Raw genomic sequence first — 11109 nt, 5'->3', positions numbered from 1 at the left:
CTCTCTCTTGACCATAGGCCGAAGCCCTTAGGTCTTGCCCGTCGAGTCTCTACACCTTCCCGTCACCGGGCTTGGCTCGGGATTAGCATGGTGCGCGCGCACCGAAGCCTTCCCCGAATTTGAGCAAATCCGGCTAAGCCGTTTCCGGCGAAACCGCCCAATTGCATAGGAATCCTGTGCTCTATCCGGCTGAGCTACGAGCGCATATTGGTAGGCCCGATCTATCCGAATTATGCCGGCCTGCCAAATCCGGCTGCGGCAGGCGCGGGCCGGCTAACCCTGGTTGGCGTGCGCCATGGCGCTGGGCCGCTCGGCCTCCACGTTCAGCCGATAGCCGCCGCCTTCCGTGAGCAGCAGCCGCGACACAGCCGGATCGGGCTCGATCTTCTGGCGCAGCCGGTAAACATGGGTCTCCAGCGTGTGCGTCGTCACCGCGGCGTTATAGCCCCAGACCTCGTTCAGCAGCACCTGCCGCGACACCGCCTTGCCGGCGGCCCGGTACAGGAATTTCAAGATCGCCGTCTCCTTGTCGGTGAGGCGGATCCGCTTGTTGCGCGTCGGCTCGAGCAATTGCTTGACCGCGGGACGGAACGTATAGGGCCCGATGGTGAACACCGCGTCCTCGGAGCTCTCGAAGCTGCGCAGCTGCGCCCGCAGCCGCGCCAGCAGCTCGTTCAGGCGGAACGGCTTGGCGATATAGTCATTCGCGCCGGAATCGAGTCCGCGCACCACATCCGTCTCCTCCGCGGAGCCGGTCAGCATGATGATCGGCGTCCGCAGGCCCTGGCTGCGCAGCCGCCGGCAGAAATCGCAGCCATCGCCGTCCGGCAGGCCGACATCGAGTAAGATCGCGTCGAACCGCGCATTGGCCCCGGTGAGCTTGCTCTCCGCCTCGGCCAGGCTCGCCGCCTCGCTGGGCAAAAACTCACCATCCTGAACAAGCTGCTCGATCAATGCAGCGCGCAAGGCGGCGTCATCGTCGACGACTAAGATCGGATGCTGACTGGCCATTAGGTCTCTCCTATGATCCGTGAAATAATATAGTGTCTGTTCACAATAGTGTCAGCACGTCTTGACTCCTGTCCTACTTATCCGGCCCTAGCGGGCCTCGGTTTCGCACCTTATTTGAGACGGATGAACGAAGCCTTACCTTCCGCGGCGGTTGGCCTCGGCACCCCCCGCACCCGCGCCGTACATCGTGCCATCGCCGAAGCCAGGCGGGGCGTGCCGGTGGTCCTGGCCGCGCGCCAGCCTTTGATCATCGCCCCCGTCGAGACGGTCGGGGCCGAGGGGCTGCGGTTGATCGACCTTCTGTCCTCCGGTCAGGCCGCCTTGCTCCTGGCGCCGGCGCGCGCGGCCGCGGTGTTGCACCACGATATCAAGGACGCCGCCCCGGCCGTCGCGCTCAGGCTGGCGCGGCCGTTGATCGACGCGGAAACATTGAAGCGCGCCGCCGACCCGACCATGGAGCAGATCCTGCCGGCCTTCGAGCGCACCGCCCCGCCGGACGCCGCCGCCGCCGCGCTCGCCTTGGGCAAGCTCGCACGGCTGCTGCCGGCGATGGTCGTCGCCCCGGTCAAGCCGGGCTGGGCCAGCCTTCCTGGCGGCGCGGAACTGCTCTCGGTTCCGGCCGGGGACCTGCTGGCCTACCCGCTGGAGCTCGCCGCCTCGCTCACCAAGGTGGCGGAGGTGGCAGTGCCGCTGGAAGCCGCCCGCGATGCGCGCCTGATCGCCTTCCGCGCCCTGGACCAGGGCATCGAGCATATGGCCATCCTGGTCGGCCACCCCAACGCGGAAACGGCGCCGCTGGTGCGGGTGCATTCGGAATGTTTCACCGGCGACCTGCTGGGCAGCCTGCGCTGCGATTGCGGCCCGCAACTGCAAGGCGCGATCGCCCGCATGGCGCAGGAAGGGGCCGGCGCCGTGCTCTACCTGGCGCAGGAGGGCCGCGGCATCGGGCTAATCAACAAGCTGCGCGCCTACACGATGCAGGATCGCGGGCTGGACACGCTGGATGCCAACCGCGCTTTGGGCTGGGACGCCGATGAACGCAACTTCCATATCGCCGCCGCCATGCTCGAAGCGCTGAACCTGCCCCGCATCCGGCTGCTGACCAACAACCCGGCAAAGGTCACGTCCTTGCTAGCCTGCGGCATCGAGGTGGTGGAGCGCGTGGCGCATGAATTTGCCCCGAACGGCGTGAACGACCATTACCTCGCCACCAAGGCGCGGCGCTTCGGCCATCTGCTTGGTTGAGTTCCTGTTCCGCGCCGGCATGCTCGAAGGTGCGGGGCTGCGCTTGCGCGCCGCATGCGGCCGTAACGGATTAAGCGCGCATAAAACCGAGGGCGACGGCGCCACACCGCTCGGCGTACTGCCTCTGTCGCGAATCCTCTTCCGCGCCGACCGGTGCGAGACGCCGCACTGCGCGGTGCCGGTGGAGCCGATCGCCCCCAATGACGGCTGGTGCGACGACCCGGCCGACCCGGCCTATAACCGCCAGATCCGCCTCCCCTATGCCGCCCGGCATGAGACTTTATGGCGTGATGACGGGTTGTACGATGTTGTCGGCGTGCTCGGCTGGAATCGCGAGCCCGTCATTCCCGGCCGGGGCTCGGCGATTTTCCTTCACGTCGCAACACCCGACTATGCCCCCACGGCCGGCTGCATCGCTCTGCCTTTGCCCGAATTGCGGCGCATTCTGGCCGCCGGCCTCACCGCCATTCGCGTGGTGGTCTGAAGAAAGAAAGCGGCCGCTTTTTGAAAAAAGCGGCGCCAAAAACTTTTGTTTACGCTGGGCCATGGGCGTTGTCCGGACAACGCCCATGGCCCAGCGTAATAAAGTTTTTTTGCTTCTTTTTGTTCACAAAAAGAAGCCTTCTCCTTTGCATGCTCGCCGAGGCGCCCCGCGTAACGCGGCCGTGAGAATTTTTATACCGCCTTTATGCCTACCCCTTCCCTTTCGTCTCGTCGCTTTATGACAACTCATTCATCACGGGCCGCTTGAAAGGAAAAGGTAGTGCGCCATGGGTGACGTCGTCTGCATTTTGTACGGCATCGTAATATTTGCGCTGCTGATCGGCTACGTGTTCGGCTGCGAGAAGGTTTAAAAATGTTCGATCTGATTCTGGGCGGCGTGATTTCCGCCGCGGTCCTCGTCTATCTCGTTTGGGCGATGATACGCCCCGAAGATTTTTAAGGTTTTACCAATGACAATTCAGGGTTTGCTGTACATCGCACTGGTGTTCGTGCTGGTGCTGGGCTGCGCCTTCCCGATGGGCCGCTATATGGCGGCCATTTTTGAAGGCCGCGTGAACTTCCTCGCTCCTCTGGAGACGGGCTTTTACAAGCTTTCCGGCATCGATCCCAACCGCGCCATGCGCTGGCAGAATTATGCCGTTGCGCTGCTGCTGCTGAGCGTGATCCATTTCCTGCTGCTCTATGCGATTCTGCGGCTGCAATATTACCTGCCGATGAACCCGCAGCACATCGCCGGCATGGCGCCGGCCCTCGCCTTCAACACGGCGGCCAGCTTCACCACCAATACCAACTGGCAGGCCTACTCGCCGGAGAGCCAGATCTCCAACGGCGCGCAGGTGTTCGGCCTGGCTGTGCACATGTTCGTCTCCGCCGCGGCGGGCATCGCGGCCGCGGCCGCGGTCATGCGCGCCTTCACGGCCGGCGGTCTGAAATCGATCGGCAATTTCTATGCCGACGTCACCCGCGTCACCCTGTACCTGCTGCTGCCGGTCTGCCTGGTGGCCGCGACGCTGCTGGTGATTGCCGGCGTGCCGCAGACCTTCGGTCCCTTCCTCACCGCCCACACGGTGAATGCCGGGTCGCAGACCATCGCCATCGGCCCGGTCGCGTTCCAGGAAGCGATCAAGGAATTCGGCACCAATGGCGGCGGCTTCTTCAATGCCAACTCCGGCCATCCGTTCGAGAACCCGAATGCCTGGACCAACCTGCTCGAAGATTGGCTCGACCTCGTGATCGGCTTCGGCCTGCCCATCGCCTTCGGCTACATGATCAAGGACAAGAAGCAGGGCCGCGCCCTGATGGCGGTCATGGCGATCATCCTCGGCGCTGCTTCCATCGGTGCCTACGCGGCCGAGGCCGGTGGCAACCCGCTGCAGGTCCATGCCGGCGTATCCGCCACACAGGGCAACATGGAAGGCAAGGAAGTCCGCTTCGGCGTGCCTTCCTCAGTGATGTTCAACGTCGCCGCCACCGGTACGTCGACCGGCGCGGTGGACAGCTTCTCCGACAGCTACATGCCGCTCAGCGGCGGCATCCTGATGTTCCTGATGCAGCTGGGTGAAGTCTCCCCGGGCGGTGTCGGCTCCGGCTTCTACACCATGATCGTCTTCGCCCTGCTCTCGGTCTTCGTCGCCGGGCTCATGGTGGGACGCACGCCGGAATATCTCGGCAAGAAGGTGCAGTCCAAGGAGATCAAGCTGGCGATGCTCGGCGTGCTGATTCTGGCGCTGTTCATCCTCGCCGGCGCGGGCTTCTCGCTGCTCACCGCCTCCGGCCTCGCCTCGCTCGAGAACGCCGGGCCGCACGGGCTCTCTGAGATGCTCTATGGCTGGTCGTCCGCGACCGAGAACAACGGCAGCGCCTTTGCTGGCCTCAGCGCCAACACGACGCTGCTCGATTATGGCCTGGGTTCGGCCATGCTGTTCGGCCGGTTTGCCTTCATGGTGCCGATCCTGGCGATCGCCGGGTCCCTCGCCGCGAAGCCGAAACTGCCCGAAAGCGCCGGCACGTTCCCGACCCATGGCCCGCTGTTCATCGGCCTGTTGATCGGCGTGATCATCATCCTTGGCGGCCTGCAGTATCTGCCCGCCGATACGCTCGGGCCGCTCGCGGAGCATTTCCTGCTCTACGCCGGCAAGACATTTTAAAGGTTAGAGATCAAGACAATGACAACTGCGAATGCTGAAGTAATTTCGCTGTTCGACGCGAGCATTCTGCGCCGAGCGACGATCGACGCCTTTGCGAAACTCAACCCCGTCACCCTGATGCGCAACCCGGTGATCTTCGTCACCGAGATCGTCGCGGCGATGGTGACCATCGTCGGCGCCGAGGACCTCGCCCACGGCAAGGGCGCGGCCTTCCCCGTCACCATCGCCGTCTGGCTATGGTTGACGGTGCTGTTCGCCACCTTCGCCGAGGCCGTGGCGGAAGGCCGCGGCCGCGCCCGGGCGGAAAGCCTGAAGCGCGCCCGCTCCGACGCGATGGCCCGCCTGATGAGCGACCCGGCCAACCGCGCCAAGACCACCGCGGTGCCCGCCACGAGCCTGAAGCGTGGCGACGTCGTCCTCGTCCAGTCCGGCGATCTGGTGCCTTCCGATGGCGAGATCGTCGAGGGTGTGGCCAGCGTCAACGAAAGCGCCATCACCGGTGAATCCGCCCCGGTGGTGCGCGAGGCCGGCGGCGACCGTTCCGCCGTCACCGGCGGCACCCAGGTGGTGTCCGACTGGCTGGTGGTGCGCATCACCGCCGATGCCGGCAACACCTTCCTCGACCGCATGATCGCGCTGGTCGAGGGCGCCGAGCGCCGCAAGACGCCGAACGAGATCGCGCTGAACATCCTGCTCGCCGGTCTGACCCTGGTGTTCCTGATCGCCGTCGTCACCCTGGTCGGTTTCGGCAAATACTCGACCATCAACCTCGCCATCCCCGTGCTGGCGGCGCTGCTGGTCTGCCTGATCCCGACCACGATCGGCGGCCTGCTCTCGGCCATCGGCATCGCCGGCATGGACCGCCTGGTGCGCTTCAACGTCGTCGCCACCTCCGGGCGCGCGGTGGAAGCGGCGGGCGACGTCGATGCCCTGCTGCTCGACAAGACCGGCACGATCACCTTCGGCAACCGCATGGCCTCGGGCTTCTACCCGGTGGCGGGCGTGCAGGAGCGTGACCTCGCGGAAGCCTGCGCCCTGGCCAGCCTGGGCGACGACACGCCGGAAGGCCGCTCGATCCTGGCCCTGGCCCGCGACCGCTATAATCTGGTCCCTTCCATGCCTGATCAGGCGCAGATCATTCCGTTCAGCGCCAACACCCGCATGTCCGGCATCGATTTCGCCGGCCGCTCCTACCGCAAGGGCGCTGTGGACTCGGTGCTGAAGGCGCTGGGCGCCACCGGCGACGCCGCCTTCACCGAAGCTGTCGCGCGCATCGGCCGCGCCGGCTCCACGCCGCTGGCGGTTTCCGCCAATGGCCATCTGCTCGGCGTCATCGAGCTGAAGGATATCGTCAAGCCCGGCATCAAGGAGCGCTTTGCCTCCCTGCGCAGCATGGGCATCCGCACCGTGATGGTGACCGGCGACAACCGCATCACCGCCGCCGCGATCGCGGCGGAGGCCGGTGTGGACGAGTACATCGCCGAGGCAACCCCGCAGAACAAGCTTGATTATATCAGGAGGGTTCAGGCGGACGGCCGTCTGGTGGCGATGTGCGGCGACGGCACCAACGACGCTCCGGCGCTGGCGCAGGCCGACGTCGGCGTGGCGATGCAGACCGGCACGCAGGCGGCGCGCGAGGCCGGCAACATGGTCGACCTCGACAGCGACCCGACCAAGCTGATCGAGATCGTCGAGATCGGTAAGCAGCTGCTGATTACCCGCGGCGCGCTCACCACCTTCTCGATCGCCAACGACATCTCGAAATACTTCGCGATCCTGCCGGCGATTTTCATCGCCGCCTACCCGCAGCTGCAGGCGCTCAACATCATGCATCTGCGCACGCCGGAGAGCGCCATCCTCTCCGCAGTGATCTTCAACGCGCTGATCATCGTGGTGCTGGTGCCGCTCGCTCTGCGCGGCGTGAAGTTCCGCCCCATCGGCGCAGCCGCGCTGCTGCGGCGCAACCTGATGGTCTATGGCCTCGGCGGCATCATCGCGCCGTTCATCGGCATCAAGCTCATCGACATGGTGCTCGGCGCCTTCAATATCTTTTCGTAACGGACAAAATCAATGTTGATCCTTCGCGAACTACGACCGGCATTGTCGCTGGTCATCCTCTTCACCATCCTGACCGGTGTGATCCTCCCCGAGGTTTTCACCGGCATCATGCAGGCGGTCCTTCCCTACCAGGCGAATGGCAGCCAGATCGTGGTGAACAACCAGGTCGTCGGCTCGGCACTGATCGGCCAGAACTTCACCGCGCCGACCTATTTCCAGCCGCGCCCCTCGGCGCTGTCGGGAACCGACGCCAAGGGCAATTCCATTGCCACGCCCTATGACGCCAGCGAATCCGGCGCCTCTAACCTGGGGCCGACCAGCGCCGCCCTGCAGACCACGGTCAAGCAGCGGATCACCGCCTACACCAAGGCGTTCGGTCCGGGACCGGTGCCGGCCGATGCCGTCACCGCCTCGGGGTCCGGTCTCGACGCCGACATCTCGCTGGCCAACGCGCTGCGCCAGGCGCCGGCTGTCGCCGCCGCCCGGCATCTGCCGGCAAGCACCGTGACCGGGCTGGTGCAGCAGATGACGCACCATTCCTTCCTCGGCGTCGTCGGCACCGACCATGTGAACGTGCTGGAGCTGAACCTGGCCCTGAATCATCTTTCAGGGGCGGAGAACCTTGCACAGGGCACGACCGCGGCCCCATAACAAGGCATGCGCATCGCAACCGATATGAACGGAACGGGGGGGCGTTGCCCCCCCGAATTTTTTATGGACTGCCTCCATGGTGCCTGACGACTCCGACGCCAGGCCGGACCCCGACGCGCTGCTCGCCCATGCGGAGCGCGGCCAGCGGGGGCATTTGAAGATCTTCCTCGGCGCCGCCCCCGGCGTCGGCAAGACCTGGGAAATGCTGGTCGCGGCCAATGCCAAGCGCAAGGCGGGGGTCGACGTCGTCGCCGGGTTGATCGAAACGCACGGGCGCAGCGGCACCCTCGCGGAAATCCGCGACATCGAGATGCTGCCGCGCCTGCAGGTTCCCTATCGCGGCCAGGTGCTCGAGGAATTCGACCTCGACGCCGCCCTCGCCCGGCGTCCCGGTTTGCTGCTCGTCGATGAGCTGGCGCACACCAATGCCCCCGGCCTGCGCCACGCCAAACGCTGGCAGGACGTGAAAGACGTGCTGGAAGCCGGCATCGATGTGTGGACCACCGTCAACGTCCAGCACCTGGAGAGCCTGAACGACCCGGTGGCGCGGATCACCGGCATCCGCGTGGCCGAGACCATTCCCGACACCGTGCTCGACATGGCCGACGAGATCGAGCTGATCGACCTGCCGCCGGCCGAATTGCGTGCCCGCCTCACCGAAGGCCGGATCTACCGCCCCGATGTCGCCGGCCGCGCGCTCCAGGGGTTTTTCCGCGAGGGCAATCTCGGCGCCCTGCGCGAGATGGCGATGCGCCGCGCCGCGCAGTGCGTCGACAAGGATGTCACCTCTTATATGCGCGCCCGCGCCATCCCCGGCCCCTGGCCGGCGACCGAGCGCGTGATGGCCCTGATCGGCCCCGATATTTCCGCGGAGAACGTGGTGCGGCACGCGGCCCGGCTGGCCGATGCGCTGCGCGCGCCGATGGTCGCCTTCCATGTCGAGCGCACCAACGACAATCTGTATGTGCAATCGGCCCTGGACCTGATGGTGCAGCTCGGCGGCACCGTCGTCACCGTCAGCGATTCCGATATGAGCCACGCGGTGCTGAACTACGCGGCGGCGCATAACGTCACCCATATCGTGGTCGGGCGGCATGGCACGCGCCCCTGGTGGTGGCGCCTCAGCCGGCGCAGTTTCGCCGAGGTGCTCACCCGCGAATGCACCGCCTATACCTTGCATTTCGTGCCGCTCCCGGCCGCGCCCGTCACACGGATCGCAACCACCCCGCCCCCCATGGAGCCCTGGAAGCCCTACGCGATTTCCGGCGGGATCCTTGCCGGCGTCACGATCCTCGGATTCAGCCTTGGCAATAATGCCCTGCCCCGGGAAGCGATGGGGCTGGTTTTCACCGGCCTCATCGCCGGCACCGCCAGCCGCTTCGGTCGCACGGTCGGGCTGGTGATCGCCCTCGCCGCCTTCCTGCTGTGGAATTTCTTCTTTTTGCCGCCGGTCTACACATTCTCGGTCGCAGACCCGCGGGACGTGGTCGCGCTGGCGGTGTTCCTGCTGGTCGGCCTCGTCACCGGCACGCTGGCCGGCAAAGTGCGGGGCGACGCCGAAGCCGCCACCGCCCGCATCGAGGCGCTGCGCCGCATTTCGCTGTTCGGCCAACGTTTCTCCCGCGCCGCCACGCTCAGCGACCTGCTGCGCGACAGCGCCGAGGAGGCGGCGGCCATGACCACCGCCGGCATCGTCATGATCTCCGGCAAAAAAGGGCTGGAAGTGGGCGCCGCCGTGCCGACCGACACCGTCCTGGACGAGGCCGCCCAGGCCGCCGCCGAATGGTCCTTCAGCAACGATACGGAAACCGGCATCGGCACCGGCACCCTGCCCTCCGTCCCTTGGCGCTTCCTGCCGCTGCGCGCGAACGGCAAGGCCATCGGCGTGCTCGGCGCGCTGCCCAAATCCGTCCCGCCCGCCCCGCTCGGCCAGACCCTCAGCGCGCTTGCCAACCAGGCCGCGATGGCCCTGGAGCGCGTGCAGCTTACCCTGCAGACGGCGCAGACCGTCGCCAAGGAAGACAATCAGAAGCTCCGCACCGCTCTGCTCTCCTCGCTCAGCCACGATTTGCGGACGCCGCTCACCGGGATTCGCGGCGCGGCCGAAACGCTCACCAGCGCCGGCAACGCGCTGGACGAAGCCACCCGCGCCGACCTGCTCGCCAGCATCACTCAGGATACCGAGCGGATGACCAAATTCCTCGCCAACATCATGGAAATGGCGCGGGTCGATACCGGTGAGACCACCGCCAAGCGCGAACGCCTCCACCTCGCCGACATCATCGAGGCGGCGATCAGCCGCGTCAGCGGCGCCATGTATGCCGGCGTGCATATCGCCGACTCCGCCGCCTATGTGCTGGCCGACCCGACCCTGCTGGAGCAGGTGCTGGTGAACGTGCTCGACAACGCGGTTAAATACTCGCCTGAGGGCGGCCGCATCTCCGTGACGGCGCTGCGCGATGGCCCGAAAGTGATCCTGAGCGTGGAGGATGAGGGAATCGGCATTCCCCCCGGCGAGGTCGGCGCCGTGTTCGACAGCTTCTTCCGCGCCACGCGTGGCGACCGCGTGGCCCCGGGCACCGGGCTCGGCCTCGCCATCGCCAAAGCTTTCACCGAGGCCATGGGCGGCACCATCCGTGCCCAAAGCCCCCGTCTCGACCTGCCGGCGGATGGTCTGCCCGGCACCAGCGTCATCATTGAATTGCAGGCTGCATGAGCATTCCCACAGGCCGGATCCTCGTCGTCGACGATGAGCCGCAAATCCATCGCTTTCTCAACCCGGCGCTGACCGCTTCCGGCTACGAATCGGTGCGCGCCGAACGGGGCGACGAAGCCTTGCGTCTCGCCGCGTCCCGCGCCCCCGACGCCATCCTGCTCGATCTCGGCCTGCCGGACATGGATGGGCACGAGGTTCTCGCCAAATTGCGCGAGTTCACCGATGTGCCGGTCATCATCCTCTCCGCCCGCGACCGCGAAACGGAAAAAATCGCCGCCCTCGATGCCGGCGCCGACGATTATATCGAAAAGCCCTTCGGCCTCGGCGAATTGCTGGCGCGCATCCGCACCGCCCTGCGCCACCGGCTGAAGCAGGACAACGCGGAAAAGCCCCTCACCGTCGGCGGCCTCACGATCGACCCGATCCTGCACCGCGTCACGCTCGACGAAGAAGTGCTGCCGCTCACCCGCCGCGAACACGCCTTGCTGCTGCTGCTTGCACGCAATCGCGGCCGGGTTCTGACGCACCGGCAGATCCTCACCGCGATCTGGGGCCACGCGCATACGGAAGATGTGGCCTATCTGCGCGTCTATATCGGCCAGCTCCGGCGCAAGCTTGGCGAGGCTTTCGCGGCCCTCATCATCACCGAACCCGGCATCGGCTACCGGCTGCAGGACGGGGAAAATTAGCGAACGCAGGAGCAAGTAGCCGCTTTTTAAAAAAAGCGGCGCAAAAATTTTTGTTATGCTGGGCCTGAGGCTGTGTCGGTGCCAACGC

At 65.9% G+C, this 11109-nt stretch carries 9 protein-coding genes; 8 read left to right on the top strand and 1 reads right to left on the bottom strand.

Annotated elements, in window-relative coordinates; translation table 11 throughout:
* Window positions 1-273: 273 nt before the first annotated feature.
* Window positions 274-1011 carry a response regulator transcription factor gene (locus tag VNC39_RS06080; protein ID WP_325397205.1) on the bottom strand — a complete coding sequence of 246 codons (738 nt, stop codon included), beginning with the start codon at window positions 1009-1011 and terminating at the stop codon, window positions 274-276.
* A gap of 123 nt (window positions 1012-1134) precedes the next feature.
* On the opposite strand from VNC39_RS06080, the gene ribA reads away from it, so the two are divergent.
* From ribA to VNC39_RS06045, 8 genes are all read left to right on the top strand, one after another.
* Window positions 1135-2256: a GTP cyclohydrolase II gene (gene ribA / locus VNC39_RS06075; protein ID WP_325397203.1), complete on the top strand. Its 1122-nt coding sequence runs from the start codon at window positions 1135-1137 to the stop codon at window positions 2254-2256.
* 19 nt (window positions 2257-2275) lie between these two features.
* Entirely contained in the window at window positions 2276-2740 is a 465-nt protein-coding gene (locus VNC39_RS06070) for a L,D-transpeptidase family protein (protein WP_325397239.1), read from the top strand.
* 372 nt (window positions 2741-3112) lie between these two features.
* Window positions 3113-3199, top strand: coding sequence for a K(+)-transporting ATPase subunit F (gene kdpF, locus VNC39_RS17420; RefSeq protein ID WP_408840271.1), 87 nt, complete (start codon window positions 3113-3115; stop codon window positions 3197-3199).
* A 10-nt stretch (window positions 3200-3209) separates the two neighbouring features.
* On the top strand, window positions 3210-4907 hold the full coding sequence (gene kdpA / locus VNC39_RS06065; RefSeq protein WP_325397202.1) for a potassium-transporting ATPase subunit KdpA: 1698 nt from the start codon (window positions 3210-3212) through the stop codon (window positions 4905-4907).
* 18 nt (window positions 4908-4925) lie between these two features.
* A complete protein-coding gene (kdpB, locus tag VNC39_RS06060) occupies window positions 4926-6965 on the top strand; it encodes a potassium-transporting ATPase subunit KdpB (RefSeq protein ID WP_325397200.1) in 2040 nt (679 codons plus the stop codon).
* A 12-nt stretch (window positions 6966-6977) separates the two neighbouring features.
* Complete coding sequence (gene kdpC / locus VNC39_RS06055) at window positions 6978-7616, top strand: potassium-transporting ATPase subunit KdpC (RefSeq protein WP_413788784.1); 639 nt, start codon at window positions 6978-6980, stop codon at window positions 7614-7616.
* A gap of 76 nt (window positions 7617-7692) precedes the next feature.
* Window positions 7693-10332 carry a sensor histidine kinase KdpD gene (locus VNC39_RS06050; RefSeq protein ID WP_325397198.1) on the top strand — a complete coding sequence of 880 codons (2640 nt, stop codon included), beginning with the start codon at window positions 7693-7695 and terminating at the stop codon, window positions 10330-10332.
* The gene (locus tag VNC39_RS06045) at window positions 10329-11021 is read left to right on the top strand and encodes a response regulator transcription factor (RefSeq protein WP_325397196.1); all 693 of its coding nucleotides are present in this window, start codon (window positions 10329-10331) and stop codon (window positions 11019-11021) included. The genes VNC39_RS06050 and VNC39_RS06045 overlap by 4 nt, the downstream gene beginning before the upstream one ends.
* Window positions 11022-11109: the final 88 nt, after the last annotated feature.

The sequence above is a fragment of the Acidocella sp. genome, from assembly GCF_035535915.1.
GTDB lineage: Bacteria > Pseudomonadota > Alphaproteobacteria > Acetobacterales > Acetobacteraceae > Acidocella.
This window is presented reverse-complemented; position numbering and strand designations above follow the sequence as displayed.

What these genes read in the sequence shown, in the direction of transcription:
- kdpB (WP_325397200.1), top strand. Translation starts at nt 4,926, where the DNA reads ATGACAACTGCGAATGCTGAAGTAATTTCGCTGTTCGACGCGAGCATT.
- VNC39_RS06050 (WP_325397198.1), top strand. Translation starts at nt 7,693, where the DNA reads ATGGTGCCTGACGACTCCGACGCCAGGCCGGACCCCGACGCGCTGCTC.
- kdpA (WP_325397202.1), top strand. Translation starts at nt 3,210, where the DNA reads ATGACAATTCAGGGTTTGCTGTACATCGCACTGGTGTTCGTGCTGGTG.
- kdpF (WP_408840271.1), top strand. Translation starts at nt 3,113, where the DNA reads ATGTTCGATCTGATTCTGGGCGGCGTGATTTCCGCCGCGGTCCTCGTC.
- VNC39_RS06045 (WP_325397196.1), top strand. Translation starts at nt 10,329, where the DNA reads ATGAGCATTCCCACAGGCCGGATCCTCGTCGTCGACGATGAGCCGCAA.
- ribA (WP_325397203.1), top strand. Translation starts at nt 1,135, where the DNA reads ATGAACGAAGCCTTACCTTCCGCGGCGGTTGGCCTCGGCACCCCCCGC.
- kdpC (WP_413788784.1), top strand. Translation starts at nt 6,978, where the DNA reads ATGTTGATCCTTCGCGAACTACGACCGGCATTGTCGCTGGTCATCCTC.
- VNC39_RS06080 (WP_325397205.1), bottom strand. Translation starts at nt 1,011, where the DNA reads ATGGCCAGTCAGCATCCGATCTTAGTCGTCGACGATGACGCCGCCTTG.
- VNC39_RS06070 (WP_325397239.1), top strand. Translation starts at nt 2,276, where the DNA reads ATGCTCGAAGGTGCGGGGCTGCGCTTGCGCGCCGCATGCGGCCGTAAC.